This window comes from Symmachiella macrocystis (assembly GCF_007860075.1).
Classification (GTDB): Bacteria; Planctomycetota; Planctomycetia; order Planctomycetales; family Planctomycetaceae; genus Symmachiella; species Symmachiella macrocystis.
Genome location: NZ_SJPP01000003.1, coordinates 847,325 through 864,656 on the forward strand (window position 1 = coordinate 847,325; position 17,332 = coordinate 864,656).

General features: G+C 55.4%; 10 protein-coding genes. 1 reads left to right on the top strand and 9 read right to left on the bottom strand.

The window, feature by feature from the left end; translation table 11 throughout:
* Nucleotides 1-3: 3 nt before the first annotated feature.
* From CA54_RS26760 to trxA, 7 genes are all read right to left on the bottom strand, one after another.
* A complete protein-coding gene (locus CA54_RS26760) occupies nt 4-2,022 on the bottom strand; it encodes an alkaline phosphatase family protein (RefSeq protein WP_146374043.1) in 2,019 nt (672 codons plus the stop codon).
* On the bottom strand, nt 2,019-4,157 hold the full coding sequence (locus CA54_RS26765; protein WP_146374044.1) for an alkaline phosphatase family protein: 2,139 nt from the start codon (nt 4,155-4,157) through the stop codon (nt 2,019-2,021). The genes CA54_RS26760 and CA54_RS26765 overlap by 4 nt, the downstream gene beginning before the upstream one ends.
* Nucleotides 4,158-4,442: 285 nt before the next feature.
* A complete protein-coding gene (locus CA54_RS26770; protein ID WP_146374045.1) occupies nt 4,443-6,587 on the bottom strand; it encodes a sulfatase-like hydrolase/transferase in 2,145 nt (714 codons plus the stop codon).
* Nucleotides 6,588-7,055: 468 nt separating this feature from the next.
* Nucleotides 7,056-7,841 (bottom strand): creatininase family protein, encoded by a 786-nt coding sequence (locus CA54_RS26775; protein ID WP_146374046.1) that lies wholly within the window; start codon nt 7,839-7,841, stop codon nt 7,056-7,058.
* A 138-nt stretch (nt 7,842-7,979) separates the two neighbouring features.
* Complete coding sequence (locus CA54_RS26780) at nt 7,980-8,546, bottom strand: pyridoxamine 5'-phosphate oxidase family protein (RefSeq protein ID WP_146374047.1); 567 nt, start codon at nt 8,544-8,546, stop codon at nt 7,980-7,982.
* Between the two features lie 79 nt (nt 8,547-8,625).
* Nucleotides 8,626-9,192, bottom strand: coding sequence for a carboxymuconolactone decarboxylase family protein (locus CA54_RS26785; RefSeq protein ID WP_146374048.1), 567 nt, complete (start codon nt 9,190-9,192; stop codon nt 8,626-8,628).
* A 122-nt stretch (nt 9,193-9,314) separates the two neighbouring features.
* Nucleotides 9,315-9,650, bottom strand: coding sequence for a thioredoxin (gene trxA / locus CA54_RS26790; RefSeq protein ID WP_146374049.1), 336 nt, complete (start codon nt 9,648-9,650; stop codon nt 9,315-9,317).
* Nucleotides 9,651-9,842: 192 nt separating this feature from the next.
* On the opposite strand from trxA, the gene CA54_RS26795 reads away from it, so the two are divergent.
* Nucleotides 9,843-11,477, top strand: a complete 1,635-nt coding sequence (locus CA54_RS26795; protein WP_231963211.1) for a sigma-54-dependent Fis family transcriptional regulator — start codon at nt 9,843-9,845, stop codon at nt 11,475-11,477.
* Nucleotides 11,478-11,660: 183 nt separating this feature from the next.
* Here the strand turns inward: CA54_RS26795 and CA54_RS26800 are convergent, their stop codons facing one another.
* Nucleotides 11,661-13,649, bottom strand: a complete 1,989-nt coding sequence (locus CA54_RS26800) for a S9 family peptidase (RefSeq protein WP_146374050.1) — start codon at nt 13,647-13,649, stop codon at nt 11,661-11,663.
* 52 nt (nt 13,650-13,701) lie between these two features.
* Nucleotides 13,702-17,316: an efflux RND transporter permease subunit gene (locus CA54_RS26805; protein ID WP_146374051.1), complete on the bottom strand. Its 3,615-nt coding sequence runs from the start codon at nt 17,314-17,316 to the stop codon at nt 13,702-13,704.
* Between the last annotated feature and the right edge of the window lie 16 nt (nt 17,317-17,332).

The window sequence follows — 17,332 nt, forward strand, 5'->3', positions numbered from 1 at the left end:
GAATTAAAGTATGTTTTGCCCCGACATCTCCGTCGGAACGGGGACTCCAAAGGCCGACAGAATGGTGGGAGCCAAGTCGGTTAGATTGGGATCCTGTTTCTGGATCGCCCGGTTGCACAGTAAGACTCCCGGTACAATTTGTGAATTCACACAATGATCCCCGCTCCAGGCATCGGTATTGTCCAACAGATGCTCGCGAGGAAACGAGCCCAAGACCGTGTCCCATGATGCGCGGTAATAATTGCTATAAGCTACGATAAGATCCGGCGCGTCCTGAAGATAGGGACCGCTATAAATCTCCTCGGCTCGAAAGACGTTTGCAATGACTTGCTCGCCGTTTTCGGGATCGCGGACTTCCTTCAATCGAGCAATCAATTCGCTCTTGAGTTCTTCCGCCTCACTCCCTTGAGCCACGGTTCCTTGGGTTTCGCGGCCGGCGAGATTGAGGTAAAGCCCGTTGATCCCTAATCCATACGCGCGTGTGTTCGGCCAATCGACATCGAGGAGATAACTGTTGGCACCGCGGCTATTGGGGTTTTTGGCACCGACGTAGCCATTGTCCATCAGCCACGAATTCAAATTGAATTGCCGACGAAATGAGGTAAATCCGTGATCCGACATGACCATCAACAGGGTGTTTTCGTCCGCCTTCTCCATGGCTTGGCCGATTGCGCGGTCGAGTTTGCCATATAGCTCGGGAATGAAATCGCCATGCTGGTCGGCGAGCTCTTGCGAGTAGGCGGGATGCTTGCGGTCGCGGGTCCGCCAAAAGACGTGGGAATTCAAGTCGAGCGACGAAAAGTAAAAGAAGAGAAACCCGTCCTCGAAGCGTTCTAGTTCGTGCTCAAAAAACCGGAGCCGTTCCTCGATCACGAATGTCGATTGCTGGCGGTATTCTTCCGGAGTCAAAATACCGGCCGACAGCGCGCTGGTATCCTCGATCATGCCTTGCGTATAGAAGTACCCCATCTCCCGCACGAGCCGCTGAGCGTAATCGGGCGGAGTCGAAATCGGCATGGAGGAATCAGAGGGATCGATATTCACCGGCGAGACATACAAACCGAATCCGTCCTGAGCTTTCTTAAGCAGAACACGGCAGATTCCCGAGACTTCCACCAAGTGCGGTAGCATCGGGAATTTGACCACGATCCAATCACTCCATTCGCCTTCCCGGAGCAGTACCTCCGATTCGGGAAAAACGATTTTCGCCAACGGCCGCTGAGGGTCCAAGTAGACTTGAAACGGAACTTCCGAACTCGTCTCCTCGGCCAGGAATGAATTCACCGGCCCCTTTAAAGAGCATTCCACAACGTGGTCTCGTACGGCCACCTTTTGGATGTTTCCGCCCGGCACATCATGCGTCCGTTGCCGCGAATGATCCGTGAAATAGGTGAACGTGCCATACCCACCTTGTAGATCGGGGGTCCCCATGCCCGAGAGTGTGGTCGCATCGGTATCCGTGGCCGGAAAATTAGCGGGCACGCGAAAAATAGTACAAGGGACACCCGAATCCTGCAGGTCGTTCCAAAACGTCTTTCCGTGGCGACGGTTTTCGATTCTCCCTGGAGAGAGCGGGACCTGCCAACCTCCCAACGAAAGCATGCCCGAAGCTGGCTCTGCCTGAGCGGTTGAGTGAAACGGCAGCATAGTCTTTGGGTCACGGGCAATGAAATCGAAAATCCCATGTCCACCGGGATTCGTCCCCGAAATGAAATTCGACCAAGCCACGGGGCTTTGCGGGGGATCGCAGGTTTGCAAGTTCCCAAAGGAACCCGCTTCCATCAAACGTTGACAATTCGGCATCCGTCCCTCGGCGACGAATTGCTCCAACAACTTCGGGTCCATGCCATCCACGCCGAGCACAATCATTCGCTCGACGGGAGCATCGGTCCCTGCCCCACCTGTGGATTCACCACGGCGTGTCGATTTGCCGCAACCGGCGACCAACGCCGCCGAAGCCGCGGCTTGAAGAAAACGACGCCGGGAAACAGCTGCTGCGGTTTGTTCGGATGGTGTTGTCATGCGGTCACCTCTACGGAAGAGACGTTAGATTCTGCAGTGTCGACTGCTGGCAACGGCGGCTTGCCGTTCCTTGTCAACGCTTTACCATCCATGTATAGCGGCACCGGGACGCCGAACAAATTAAGAATCGTCGGTGCCAAGTCTGTAATCGCGGGATTCTCGTCGCTGAATTGTTGGTTGGAGAGAAACACACCGGGGACCAGTTGCGGATCGACACAATGGTCGCCGCTCCAATAACGCGTGTTGTCGTAAAACATCGGGCCATCGCTGCCCCCGACTGCAGTCTCCCACGAGACACGATATCCTTTCTCAAAGCCCACAATCAGATCCGGACCGTTATCGACATACGATCCCGAATAGACCTTTCGGCTGTCGTAGACTTCACGTATCGCACGGCATTGTTTTTCATCATCCATCATGTGCCGCAAAGCATCGGCAATTTCCGTACGCAACTCCGCCGCCTGTTCGGCTGGGACACATCCCTTCGACTCCCGCCCCACTCGATTCAGATAGATCCCATTGAGCCCCAAGGAATAGGCACGGGTCCGCGACCAGTCGACGCCGGCAAAGTAATCACCCTGTGTCGCCGCTTCGTCCATCACAAGATAGCCCTTTTCGCGCAACCAATAGTTGAGATTCATAGCGCGGCTAAAATCGCAGAAACCGTGGTCGGAGAGGACCATCAAGACGGTGTCTTCATCGATCGAATCTCGCACCCGCCCGACCAGACCGTCCATTCGTTCGTACATATCATCGAGGACGTGTGCGTGACGCTCGGAATCTTTGTCGGCATTCGCTGGATGGTCTTTGCGATTGTGGCGATAAAACATGTGCTGAATTCGATCGGATCCGTCAAACACACACATGCACAATCCACGGCGCGTCCGCTTGAGCGCGTCGAAGAACATCGTCTCGCGTTCGGCATGAATGTCGTAGGCCTGATCCAGAAACGCCTGCTCGTCGATGGCACCGGAATTCAAAGCCCACATATCTTCGGCCAAACCGAGGGTGGCAAACGAAGAGTGCAATTTGCCGAGATACAGCGAATAGAACAGCGGTGCGGAGATCGGCATCGCCGGACGTTCCGGATCGATGTTGATCGGTGTGACATACAACCGAAATTGCGGCGCGGCTGATTCCAAGCGAAACCGACAAATCCCGTGCACTCTCTTCAGCCACCCACAACGAAACGTTAGGTGGACCCATTCAGAATATTCCCCGGGTCGCAGATGAATGGTCTGGCCCGATATCGTGGCGTCGACTCCATCGTCTTTGGGACGCCGCTGGATGATCAAGGGAAGCGTCAATTCCGACGGTTGACGCCCCGCCTCATTCGGAGGTCCACTGAGACTTGTTTCGATCCGGTTGTTCGCCTCAGTCACATGAATCCAGACGCCGCCGGTCGAGTCTTTGCACTCCGCCTCGTTTGACGAATACATGGTGAACGTGCCTTGCGTGCCCCGTAAATCGGGAGTGCACATCGCCGAGAGCGTCAGGCCAAAAAACTTCTCGGGCGGAAAGGTTATCGGCACGCGAAGGATCGTGCTGAAAATCCCGTATTTGCCAAGCACGCGCCAAAAGGGTTGGTTCTTACGCAGCAGCCGAATTCCCGATCCTCCCAGACCAATCTTGGACAGCAGGCTCGTCTTGCCCGTGGCTGTCACTTTGGCTGAGGATAATTCGGGCAGATAGCTGCGTAGGTCACGGTTCAAGAAGTCAAAAATATTGTGCTTGCCCGGATTGACGCCGGTCATGAACGACGACCAAGCCACGGGAGAAATGGGCGGCAAGGTCGTTCCCAGTTCGGAGAACGTTCCTTCCTCCTTGAGGGCTTTGAAATTGGGGAGCCGGTCTTCGTCGATCAACCGCCGCACACGCTCAGGGTCCAACCCGTCCAGCCCGACCACAACGACCCGCGCGACACCGCCGGTCACGCCGCTGCGGATCCGGCGCACCCATTGCGTTACAAAACGGATCGGCCATGTCGCCAGCGAGATCAACAACAGACCAATCGCGGCGAACAGAACCAAAAATGAACTCAGAAATGTGAAGCCGGCACCGGGACCGATATACGCCAAATTTGGCGCAAGGGGAGGCGCGGCTGTGGCAATCATTTCGTAGAACGTTGGAATCATCGGCTCGCACCATCACTCTTCATGAGACTCAACAGGATCCGCGAAGCCTCGATAATCATCAACAATTCCTGATCATTGCCACGCTCCGAATCGCCGACAAGTCGCTGGGGCCTGCGCAGCAAGTCTATATCTTGTATACCTTTACTGCCACGCAAACACAAGGACGCCTCACCACTCAGGGCAAAGCGAGACCGCTAATTAGAATACGCCCTCAGAACGGCCTTCGTTGGGTCTGTTTTGATTGTCCGTCACACTGAATGCCAACGGTTTAGCTGCCCAAACTGGCTAACGACTCCCTTTACGCAACGCTGCTTCGATCTGTCGGATTTGTTGCGTGGGACGTGGATCGTTGGGACGGATTTTCTGAGCTTCGCGCAACAGAAGAATGCCGTCTTCGTATTGTTGATTTTGGACCAGCAACAGCCCCAGATTGAATCGCGTTTCGAACGACTTCGGGTTCAGGGTGATAGCCCGCATGCCGACTTGTATACCTTTGGTAGGCTGCCCCGTTTGCGCGAGGGCCATCATCAGATTCTCATGCGCAGCGACATTGCGGGGATCAATTTCGATCGCCTTCTCGAGGTAACCAACAGCCTCCTTCGGTCGCTGTAACCTCACCAGCAAATGCCCTAAATAAACGTTCGCCGCTACCATATCCGGCGCGAGACGTAATGCTTCACGAAACTCTGAAATGGCCTCGTCATATTTCTGCAGTCGTCCCAACACATTCGCCAATTCCAAATGCCCCGCGGGGTCATCCGGGTTGGCTTTGAGGAATTCACGGAAATTCGCTTCCACCTGTTCGAACTGGCCCTGGGCTGCCAGAACGCTGCCGAGCTTAAAATACGCGCTGACAAAGTCAGGCCGCCGTGCCAGCACGGATCGATAGACCGTCACGGCCTCCTCGTGGCGGCCCGCCTCAGCCAGAAGATCGCCGAGACTTAAGTCGGCCTCCGGATAGTCCTCCGTGGCATCCGCAATCTCCTGAAGCAGGACCATGGCCTCTTCCTGCTGACCCTCGGCGACGATGTGTTTAGCTTCTTCGAACTTTGAGACATAGGGCACCATGTCTTTGACATCGATGAGCGATTGGTCGGTGGTCACGACGGCATCCTGCTCAGAAGATGTACCGCCAGCCACATACCCTAATGATCTTAAATTCGCCACATCCTGTTCCGACAGTTCCACTTCTCCAGCTTGGGTACGTTGGAACGATTCAAGCATGTTGGTCAAGAGGGTTTGCAATCTGTTGGCTTCTTCACCAACGGTATCGACAAGATTATTGAGTTCTTCAGGATCCTCTTCCAGATTGTAGAGTTCGGGCCGCGTGGATTGGATGTACTTCCATTGCTCAGAAATCACCGCTCGTGGCGGACACCAACGATTCATGTAGTACGGCATTTCCGACTCGGCATAACAATCTTGCGATTCGATCGACTCCCCCTTCAATGCCGGAAGCAAGCTCCGTCCGCTCATATGTTTGGGTGCCGGGATCTGTAACACGTCGAGCAGTGTGGGCATGATATCAACGAGCGACACAACTTCCCCGACACGCGTCCCCGGTTTTACAAACTGAGGTCCGGCAAACGCAAACGGAACATGCACGGTCGTGTTGTAGACCAGCATGCCATGCTCATATTCCCCATGATCATCGAGCCCTTCCCCATGATCGCCGGCGACGACGACTAACGTATTTGATTCCAGGCCGTTCTCTTTCAAAAAGGCATTCACCCGGTCGAACTGCTGAACTTCCCAAGCCACTCCGGCATCGTACGGTTTTTCCGCAAATCGATCCTGGTAAACTTCAGTAAAGGGGTCATACGGACCGTGCGCGTCATACAGATGAATCCAACAAAAGAACGGCTCAGCGGTGCGTAGCCCCAACCACTCCAGCGCTAAGTCCACAACTTCTTCACCATCACGACGTGCAACACCATAGCTCCGCGTTCGAGACAACATCTTGGCTGGGGCATCGTCATAGGTATCGAATCCGCGATTCAGACCGAATTGTGCACCCAAGACCGGGGCAGCGGCGATAAAGGCGCCGGTCTGATAGCCATTCTCTTTGAGGATTTCTGGCAGCAGTGGAATCTCGCTCGCCAAAGCGCCCGCCCCATTCACACGCAAGCCATGTTCTGGCGGATAGAGGCCCGTTAACATCGTCGTGTGCGACGGCAAGGTAATCGGCGCCGGCGCATATGCCTGCTCAAACAACACACCCCGCTTGGCAAAGTCATCGAAGGCGGTCGTCAGCCCCTGCTCATATCCGTAGGCTCCCAGATGGTCCGCCCGCGTCGTGTCGAATGTGACAAGAATGATATTCGGGCGAGGAGTTTTCCAATACCACCGAAGTGTGCCCGCCCCCACCAGAACGAGGAGCGCGCAAGCGACAATCCACATTCGACGAGAGAGAAATGATTTGCCCCTCATAGCGTAAACCTCAGTCTATTTCAGCGAATATCTCTCGTGGGGCACTCGACGGCGCAGACGCTTGGCCACCTAGCGGGTCGCAACAAGAATGCGACCGTCGGGAGTATAAATGAATCATCGGAAAGCTAAAGTATAAGTGATCCAGGGGGGAAAATCCTAGTCCCGAACCAACGGAACTATTTCCCAGGCTCACACGATTGAACCTACGAAAGTTCTTGTTGATTTCGCAAACTTTTTGCTGTGTCTGCTCCACAACTTTGCAAATTCCACAGCAGAGACAACTTCCCCCTCCGTGTAGTCAACGCCCCAGAGACGTTCTGTCCTAAGTACGCGACAGATTCGCTCCAACTGTGCAATGACGCTGAGCCCCGACCAGCACAATCGGTAACGACGACTTATTCCGTGGCTTTGGCAAAATCGAACCACGCACTGCCGACCGGCTTGCGTGTACTCCTCACGGATGCTCGCCTAAAACGGAAACTGTTGATCCGTTTCCGAGTCAGCCAGTTCAACCAGAAACCCGGACAGTCGCTCAACGACGCCTTCGACAAGTCGCCGCCCTTTGTCGGCGGTCGCGGGGTGCGGATTTCCCGAACCGGTGTTGGATGTCAACAAATCCCAGCGACGAGTGATGCTGACCCATCCACGGTTGACCGCCTCAAAGCGCGTGGGATTGACCGCACCGTCATCAGCCTCGATCGTTCCCGTGCTAGGATCGGTGGCGACCAAATCGGCGAAGTAGGCCAAACCGATCGCCGTTTCCATCTCCCCGGCGTGGTCACCAGCCTCGGCAAAGATCTCTTTTTGCAAATCAGCTGAGATCCCGCGAAACCAGTCACACAAGAACAAATGCGCTGGCGTCTGACCGTGTAATTCCCGCAACAGCGGTTTGAATTCATTGCCGCCATGACTGTTGAGAATCACGATCTTGTGCACGCCGTGATTGACGAGCGATTCAACCAAATCAGTGATGACCAGCCCCAAAGTCGAGGGATTGAGATTCATCGACAAGTGAAACGCGGATTGGTTGGTTTCGGTGCCGTAGGGAATCGCCGGCAGCATCACAACGCGCGCACCACGCTGAAAAGCTGCCTCACAGGCCAAACCGCCAATGACTTCCGATTCCAGCGTGTCGGTTCCGTAAGGCAGGTGCAAATTGTGCGGCTCCGTTGCTCCCATCGGCAACACTGCGACATCGTAATGGTGATTTTTGACGTAGCCGTAATTGACTTCAGAAAGAATCCACGGTCGCATAGTCCGCCTCGCGCGTTTGTTGGTTGCCGGATGCAAAACGGCATTTCGCAAGGCACCCGTTGCCCCTGCGTTACGCCGCTCGTGGTGTTTTACCCAATCGCACAGTCGGCTGACAATCCACGAAGCGAAACCGGGCCGCTAGCTCACTGCTGTTTGCTCAAGCATTGCCAATTCGTCCAAGGTATAGCGCGGTGTAATGTGCTGCGGACAATTCCAATCGAAGGCCTCAATCATGTAGACAACCACGCGTTCGATCCGAGCACGATAGGTCGGGCCTTCGACCTGCGACAACAATTCCGGGTTCTCCTCAGCGTCGACCACGTTGGCCCGTGCCATGATTTTAAGGCGGCGGCGATTGGCATAGTCCATAAAAAACAGCGAGACACGGTCATCGTGAGCCAGGTTGCCGGTGGAAATGTACTGCCGATTGCCGCGAAAATCGGCGAAGGCCAGTGTGCGGTCATCGAGGACTTTGAGAAACCCCCGCGGCCCACCGCGAAATTGCATGTACGGCCAACCATCGTCGCCGACCGTTGCCATATAAAACCCGTCGCGCTGGTGAATGAATTCCGCTTCGCGCTCGCTCAATCGATCATCAACAACATCCATCTCCTCCATCCGTGCCGCTTGAGAACGGGCCCCGTAGCGAGTCTGCGCTTGCTTGACCGATTCGGTAAATGTCAATTCCGTGTACTTACGTGACATGGAACATGGCTTTCTAGGTTGAAGTGAAAACACAAGGCCGACCGCGCAATACAGATCGCGCGGCTGGCCTGCTTGACGTCTATGCTGCCTGTATCGCGTCGGCCGTTTCGCCGAGCAAGGCGACTTCAGGGAAGTCGATGTCGATCTGTCCGGCTTTACCCAGGAAGTTGGTCCAGGTGTTCAATGCCACATGGGCAATGATCTCGACAATCTCGTCGTCGCCATATCCAGCGTCACGGACCGCTTGCAGTTCTGCCGCTGTCACTTCGCCGCGACTCTCCAAGACCTGCCGCGCGAATTGCACAGCAGCGTCCGCCTTGGCGTCGGCCGATCCGCCTTGCCGGGCTGCCAGGATTTCGTCTTCGCTCAACCCGGCTTTGCCGCCCAGCGTGGAATGCGCTGAGACGCAGTATTGGCACGTGTTGGCCTCAGCCATGGCCAAGGCAATCCGCTCGCGGGTCTTGAGGCTTAACCGTCCCCGTCCCAGGTGCGTATGAAAATCCAAAAAGCCAGCCAACGTCGCTGGGGAATTCGCCAGCACCCGCATAAAGTTCGGCACGCCGCCTAATTGTTTTTGCACGCCTTGCAAAAGCTCTGCGGAATCGTGATTGGTTTGTTGCGGATCAACGAGTTGAAAACGGGCCATGATCTTTTTCCTTTGCGAATGATTCGCAGAGAGTGAAATGGGACGTCGAGATTCGTCAGACTATGAGGCCGGACGAATCCTCCGCCCCGAATTGAGAAACCGTCGTGCTACAGCGGACGCTCTTAAACGCCCAATGCTTGTTCGTAACGCTTTTGCGGCTGAACGCCGACAATCCGTTCGACCACTTCGCCTCCCTTGAAGACGAGCACGGTCGGGATGGAATTGATGCCATACAGACTGGCGGTCTGCGAACTTTCGTCGACGTGCAGTTTTCCCACGACCGCTTGACCAACATGGTCCGCCGCCAGGTTTTCGATGACCGGAGTCAGCATCCGGCAGGGGGCACACCAATCGGCCCAAAAATCGACAAGGACGGGAACGTCACTCGACAAGACTTCCGCAGCGAAATTGTCGTCGGTGAAAGCGTGCGGGGCTTGTGTTGTTTGTGAGTTTGACATTGTGTTTGCTCCTCAAGTTAAGTTCTGTGATCTGTTTCCGATTGAGACAACACACAAAGCACGTCGCGTGCCAAACGAAACAACAAAGCCGTAACTCATTTACTGAAAGCACCTTGCAAATATTTGTTACCGCCACCAAAAACAATGACATTTCATGGATCACGATATTCCATTGCATCTCCCTGATATTTCATGCACAATACCCGCATGCAAGACCCCAGTTGTCCCGATCATGATTTGGATTCGCTCAAATGCCTGTTGCTCGAATTAGCGCGGCAACGGAGCGTGGAGGATCTGTTGCCGTTGATCGTTACACGGTTGTGCGATTTGAATGGGGCAGCCTTAGCGCGGATTTGGACGATTAACCCGGGAGACATTTGCGACACCTGCCCAATGCGGCAGGAATGTCCGGACCAGACCCGTTGCTTGCATCTGGTGGCCAGCGCCGGCCGTTCACTCGACGGCACGGAGGACTGGTCGGGACTCAACGGCGGGTATCGGCGGTTTCCGCTGGGAGTTCGCAAGGTGGGACGGATCGCCGTGACGGGCGAGCAGTTAGAACTGACGATTCTCAAACCCGATGGCGAGTGGATCGCTGATCCCCAATGGGCGGTGCGGGAGAACATTCGCGGGATCATTGGCCACCCACTGAGTTTCCAACAGGAAATTCTTGGAGTGCTGTTTGTCTTCTTGCGACAACCTCCCTCGGAAGAAGCAGTCACGTGGCTGCGGATGATCGCCGACCACGCCGGCGCAGCCATTGCCAACGCGCGGGCGTTTGAGCAGATCGAACATTTGCGATCGCAACTGGAATTGGAAAACGAATACCTCCGAGATGAGGTCAAAGCAGCCACCGGCAGCCCCGGCGGCGTCATCGGCCAAAGCCCCGGCTTGCGGAAGATTCTCGAACAGGTCGCACTGGTCGCAGCGACCGAAGCCACGGTGTTGATCACGGGGGAATCGGGCGTCGGCAAGGAACTGATCGCCCGCGCGATTCACGAACAAAGTCCACGCAGTCGCGGGCCGATGATCAAAGTCAATTGCGCATCGATCCCCCGAGACCTTTTTGAAAGCGAATTCTTCGGCCACATTGAGGGGGCCTTCACCGGAGCGGTGCGCGATCGCATGGGGCGTTTTGAATTGGCCGATGGGGGGACATTATTTCTCGATGAGGTCGGCGAGATCCCGCTGGAGATGCAAAGCAAACTGCTTCGCGTTTTGCAGGAAGGGACCTACGAACGGATCGGCGAAGAACAGACGCGGCACGCAGACGTCCGCATTATCGCCGCGACGAATCGTGATCTGCAGCAAGAAGTGGCCGCGAAACGATTTCGGCAAGACCTGTATTACCGCCTCAGCGTATTCCCCATCGACGTGATTCCTCTCCGCCAACGAAAGGAAGACATCCCCGAATTAGCAGCCACCTTTCTCGAGACACAAAGCCGCAAGCTGGGCCTGGCTGTGCCGCCACTGAAAAAGAAACATATTCGCGATTTACAGGCCTATGATTGGCCCGGCAATGTGCGGGAATTGCAAAATGTGATCGAGCGTGCGGTAATCCGCGCGCGAACCGGACTGCTGCGTTTCGACCTCCCAACTACGGCGACAACGCTATCGCCGGTCGACGTTGATAGCGCGACTGAAACGCACGAACCGCTGACGGACCGGGAGATGAAACAACTCGAGCGCAGCAACCTGCGGGCAGTTTTGGAATTGACCGGAGGCAAGATCTACGGCACCGGCGGAGCGGCGGAGTATTTGGGCGTGCACCCGGCGACGTTGTCGTCACGGCTAAAAGCTTTGGACGTCAAACGGCCTTCGCGTTGATTACGACTGCACTGCCAAGACATGCGCACATGAATTCAGCAGCACTCCAATTTCTTTTCTCTGTGATCTCGGTGAGCTCTGTGGCTCAAATCTTTTCCTCAATACGTGGGTGACGTATTGGTTCTTTGGGATGATCGTTCGTACTACATCGAAAGGTGCGTCGCAACGCACCCTACTGTTGTGTTATTTGCCGAGTAGGTGTTTTTTGAGGAACATCACGACGACCTGTTGGTACAGGTCGACGTTCTCTTTTTTGCGGTAACCGTGCCCTTCGTTGAGGGCGTTCATGTACCAGACTTTGGTCCCCTGCTCTCTGAGGCGTTTGACGATTTGTTCGGCTTCGGTGACCGGCACACGGGGATCGTTTTGGCCTTGGATGACGAGTAACGGCGTTGTCATTTTGTCGACGTGGTTTGTCGGCGAGATACTCTCCAGAAAGGCCCGCATGTCGGGATCGCGTTCGTCGCCATATTCCACGCGGCGCAGGTCGCGACGATAGTCCTTGGTGTTTTTCAAAAACGTCACGAAGTTGCTAATGCCCACGATGTCGATAGCCGCTTTCAGTCGCTCGCTGTAATGCACCACGCTGGCGAGCACCATGTATCCGCCATAACTGCCGCCGAACACGGCCACCCGCTCTTTATCCATGTCGGGACGCGTGCCGATCCAATCGAGCAGCGCGCCGATATCTTTGACCGAGTCTTCGCGGAGTTTGCCGTTATCCAACCGCAGATACTCTTTGCCGTATCCATCCGAGCCGCGGACATTGGGAGCAACGACGGCGATCCCCAGCTTGTCTGCCCAGAGTTGAAATGTACCGGAAAACCGCGGCCGAAACTGCGATTCCGGTCCGCCGTGGATCACGATCACGACAGGAAAAGGCCCCTCGCCGCGAGGACGATAATAAAACGCCGGGATTTCGCGCTGCCGACCGTCGACTTTGTCGAAGGTGGGATAGGTAATTAATTTTGGTTCGATGAACTGCTTTGTATCCAATCCACCCACTTCACTGAACGTCCACCGCACCAATTCACCATGTTCGAGCGGTTTTTCGTCGAGCGCCAGCACGTAGACATCACTGGGTGAAGTGGGCGAACTGATGGTCAACGCTAATTGAGCATTGTCGGGACTGAAGGCAATGGAATTGAAGATGCCTTGTGGGATCGACTCAACGGGCGTATAGGTTTTGTCGGCCGGATTAAACAAGTACAACTGACTGATCCCGCCGGCATTGATCGTAAAGGCACCACGCGTGCGGTCTTGGCTGAGGGCGAATTGTTCGACGTCCCAAGGGATATCGCCGGTAATGATCTCGACCGAGAGATCCTCAAGATTCAGGTAAGCCAATTGTGCGAAGTCGGAGGCGCGATCGGTGATGAAAAAGATCCCCTGCCCGTCGGCGTCAAAACTGTTGGCAAACTCGACGAGATTCCGCGACGGGTGTTCGGCCGATCCAACCAGCAATCGTTGCTTGCCTGTTTCACGATCTAACAGATGCACGCGCGAGTCGGTCACGCTGACATACTGTTGAATCAACAACTGCCGGCCATCTTGGGTGAAGTCAGCGGGGATCCAGGCAGTGTTATCAGGAGCTTCCCACAGCATCTCGCTTTTTTCGTCGGCCAGAGTGGTCAGCCACACATCGTTGGTGCGGCCGTTGCGGCGTGTGCTTTGATAGGCGACGGCCGTTCCATCGGGCGTCCAGAGGACATACCGATGCCGCGACTTGCCGTCGCTGATCATGCGGTAATCGCCCGAATCGGGACTCAGCAGGAAGATTTGTGCCGCTTCGTTGCCGCCGGCGTCCATCGTAAAATTGAGCAATTCACCGCCCGGCTGACGGCTCACGCCACCAATTGGTTCTTGGAAAAAAGTAATCTGCGTCCGGGCGCCGGCCGGTTGGTCGACCCGATGGATTTGCGAGACTTCGCCGAAACGGGTCGTGATGAATAGGCTTTTGCCGTCACGGGACCAGGCGCGCAAATAGGCGGAACGGATGTTTTGATATCGGTTCAAATCCGTCACGATTTCAGGCGGGACCGGCGGAATATCCTCGAGCACGACGTTGCCGTTATTGGCGGTCGTTTGGGATTCTTGGCCACTTGCCACCGAGTAGGGAGCAACGATTCCCACAAGGACTGCCAACAACAGACCGATTCTTTTGACTTGCATGGGCACGTTTTCCTCATCCGTAAGTAGTTTGCATGCAGTGATTCTGGCGGAATTATACGTCAGCTTCAACGGCTGGTTCCGGTTCGGGCTGCTCGGCGATTTTTTCAAGGTCTCGATTCGAATCAGAGTCGATCGCAACGCCGGGTGCTGCCAAGACGCGTTTACGCCGGTTGGGAAAATCGACGATGTATTGCTTCATACCCAAGGTCAACGTGAACACCGTCGGCACCAGGATTAGGGTGAAGATTGTCGAGACCAACAACCCGCCGAGTACGACGCTTCCCAGTCCTCGATACAGTTCGCTTCCTTCGCCGGGAAACAGCACCAGCGGCAACAAGCCCAACACGGTCGTCATCGTCGTAATGAAAATTGGCCGGATCCGGTTGCGCACGCTTTCAGGAATGGCTTCTTTGGGCGACATGCCTTCGACGCGCATATGATGCAGTGATTGATGCACGATTAAAATTGCGTTGTTGACAACCGTACCGATCAGAATGATGAAGCCCAGCATCGTCAGTACGTCCAGCGGTTGCAAGATGAACACGTTGAGAAAGCGCAGTCCCAATAATCCACCGACCGCTCCCAGCGGCACGGTCAGGATGATGACGAAGGGATACAACCAGGATTCGAAGAGCGCCGCCATCAGCAGGTAAGTAATCGCCAGCGCCAGCGCGAGGTTCCACTTAAGCGCCTCCCAGGTTTCTTCCAATTTGTCGGCCGTTCCGGAGATGTTAATCATGTATTCGCCATCGACGGCAATGTCGCTCAGGATCGGATTGACGATTTCTTGTTCGATCCGTTCCCGGGCTTCCTCCAAAGGAATTTCCGGCGGCGGAGATACCTGGATGGTGATCGCACGTAGGCGTTCGCGGCGATTGATCTGTTCGGGGCCGCTTTGCAAGGTGATATCAGCCAGCGCCCCCAACGGGACCAAATGCCCGGTTGGTGTGGCGATGGGTAGCGACGCCAAATCGTGAGTGTGCGCCTCGGTCGAGTTGCTCCCCATGATCGTTACGTCAATTTTTTCACCACCGACGAAATAGTCCCCGGCATAGGCTCCGTCGACGAGGGAATTGACCGTATAGCCTAGCTCCTGTGCCGTGACACCCATTTCGGCCGCTTCCACGAGTCTCGGCTCGAGGTGGATTTCCGGGCTGGATAAGTCAAGACTCGGCCGCGGCAAGGCTTGAGCCTCGGGCATGATCTGTTTGACTTGCCCCAGCACTTTTTGCCCCATCGCCACGAGTTCTTTCAGATCGGGGCCGGTGATTTCGACATCGATCGTTCGTCCACCGGTGATGCCCCGCTCGAACAAGCTAGACTGCTTGGCGACGCCGATGGTGCCGGGGAATTTCGATCCGACCTCTTTGAGCAGCGGAATCAACTCGTGAACTCGCTTGGGATCCGCTGAACGAGCCCCCATAAACACCCGCCGACCCCGCACGACATAGAAATAGTAATTGATGCCGGGATATTCGCTGTTCTTGTCGTTCATCCCATCTTCGTCAAGATCCCAGTAAGGTCGCAACTCATCTTCGATCTGCGTCCCCATTTCCAACAGCTGATCCATGTTGTACCCGGGCGGGGGGGAGATAAACATGAAGACGAAATTGCGATTTCCGCCAGGCAAATATTCGACTTTGGGCCAAAATTGGTAACTCAACGCGATGGATACGCCCAACAACAGCAACACCACAGCCACGGAGCGAATCTTGCTATGCTGAATCCAACGGTTGATGCCCACGACCATCTCGATAAACAGCACGCCGAATTTGCCGAGGATTCCAGAAACCTTGCGAACCGAACTCGCTGCGGCGCGCGCCTTTGCTCGCTGGGCTTTGCGACGGTTACCGTTTTGGTTGTTGTTCGTGGAATCCTGTTTGTGCCTCTTCTCTCCGCCCACGCGGAATAATCGTGAGGCCGCTGTAGGAATCACGGTGACGGAAACGATTAATGATAACCCCACAGCGAAACTGATTGCCAAAGCGATGTCGCGGAACAGTTGTCCGGACATTTCTTCGACAAACACGACCGGCAGGAAGACAGCGATCGTGGTCAATGTCGAAGCGACGACGGCACCCCAAACCTCTTGCGTCCCGCGAGCGGCGGCGGTCATGGCCGATTCACCGAGTTGGAAGCGGCGGTGAATGTTTTCCAATACCACGACAGCATTATCGACCAACATCCCCACGGCAAAGGACATCCCGGCCAGACTGATGACATTGAGCGACCGGCCTGCAATCCCCAGTAGTAAAAACGTGCCCACGATACTGATGGGAATCGCCAAGCCCACAATCAGCGCGCCGCGGGCATACCAAAATCCCGCGCCAACGATCAGGGCCAAGCACAGTAGCGAATACCAGGGGGAAATGAAGGCGGCGGCCATAGCGGTTGCCACGATCACCGGCATTAACAACATGGTCCGTAAGCCGCGATGCAAGAACAGCATCAACACGATCATCGTCAGCGCACCACCGATGAAAATGTTTTGCTGAACGCGACTGATGGCTGCGTTGATATAGGTCGTTTCGTCGTAATATTGATACAACTCCAACTTGCGGTGACTGAGCACGCCCGCATTCAATTCTTCAGTCGCTTCACGAAGTCCTTTCATGACCTCCAAAACATTGGCCCCGGTTTGGCGCTGGACCCCTAAGCCGTTACTAGAAATGCCGTATCGCCGCGAAATACTGGTCGGTTTCTTGTAGCCGACAGCCACGTCGGCCACGTCGCGAATATAAACCGGCGTGCCGCCGCGTACGGCCAGCAATTGATTGCCCACCTGCTCAGGGCTGCGAAACTGCCCGAGCGTGCGCACCACCCAGCGGCGCTTGCCCTCCCACAGATCGCCGCCCGACGAATCTTGGTTTTGCGTTTGCAATACCCGGCGCACGTCACCAATCGTTAGCTGCCGCGCCGCTAACCGTGCGGGATCAACGATTACTTGTAATTCCTCTTCCATTCCGCCATATACATAGACGTCAGCGACACCGGGAACGCGCTCCATCCGGGACTCGATCACATTTTCGGCAAAGCGGCGCAACTTCTGCAAATCAATCTCGGCCGGCAGCACCTCTTTGAGTTCGGGATGTTCTTCACCGATCTGCTCATACAAATTATTCAATCGAAAGACGGCCAATCCCGGGTTCGCAGCGCGGACCACCGGTTGCAGGGCCTCTTTCAAATCAGGATGGGCCTCCGCGAATGTGGCGATCTGTTCCTTAGTCGGTGGCCGTGCCGTGAGCACAAATCGGGCGATCGCGCGGTCTGAAACGTTCCGCGTGCTGATCATCGGCTCCAACGCATCGATGGGATACTCGCGCACCTGTTGCAAACGCGTGTTGACCTTGAGCATCGCTTCATCGATGTCCATCCCGATAATGAATTCCAGCGTAATCCGCCCCTCGGAATCCATGCACTCGGAGGACATCTTGATCAGCCCCTCGACCGACTTGAGCTGCTCCTCCTGTTCCTGCACAATCTCGCGTTCGATCTCTTGCGGAGAAGCGCCGGGCCATCGGGTTTCGATCCGCAGCACGGGGGTTTCAACTTCCGGCGTCAACTGCTTGGGCATCGTGACCATCGCAATGATGCCAAACAGCGAAACTAACAGCACACCCACGGCAACTTTGACCGGATTTCGTAAAAGTGCTTCGAGAAATTGCATAAAGCTCGCGCAACCG

What these genes read in the sequence shown, in the direction of transcription:
- CA54_RS26760 (WP_146374043.1), bottom strand. Translation starts at nt 2,022, where the DNA reads ATGACAACACCATCCGAACAAACCGCAGCAGCTGTTTCCCGGCGTCGT.
- CA54_RS26765 (WP_146374044.1), bottom strand. Translation starts at nt 4,157, where the DNA reads ATGATTCCAACGTTCTACGAAATGATTGCCACAGCCGCGCCTCCCCTT.
- CA54_RS26770 (WP_146374045.1), bottom strand. Translation starts at nt 6,587, where the DNA reads ATGAGGGGCAAATCATTTCTCTCTCGTCGAATGTGGATTGTCGCTTGC.
- CA54_RS26775 (WP_146374046.1), bottom strand. Translation starts at nt 7,841, where the DNA reads ATGCGACCGTGGATTCTTTCTGAAGTCAATTACGGCTACGTCAAAAAT.
- CA54_RS26780 (WP_146374047.1), bottom strand. Translation starts at nt 8,546, where the DNA reads ATGTCACGTAAGTACACGGAATTGACATTTACCGAATCGGTCAAGCAA.
- CA54_RS26785 (WP_146374048.1), bottom strand. Translation starts at nt 9,192, where the DNA reads ATGGCCCGTTTTCAACTCGTTGATCCGCAACAAACCAATCACGATTCC.
- trxA (WP_146374049.1), bottom strand. Translation starts at nt 9,650, where the DNA reads ATGTCAAACTCACAAACAACACAAGCCCCGCACGCTTTCACCGACGAC.
- CA54_RS26795 (WP_231963211.1), top strand. Translation starts at nt 9,843, where the DNA reads ATGCACAATACCCGCATGCAAGACCCCAGTTGTCCCGATCATGATTTG.
- CA54_RS26800 (WP_146374050.1), bottom strand. Translation starts at nt 13,649, where the DNA reads ATGCAAGTCAAAAGAATCGGTCTGTTGTTGGCAGTCCTTGTGGGAATC.
- CA54_RS26805 (WP_146374051.1), bottom strand. Translation starts at nt 17,316, where the DNA reads ATGCAATTTCTCGAAGCACTTTTACGAAATCCGGTCAAAGTTGCCGTG.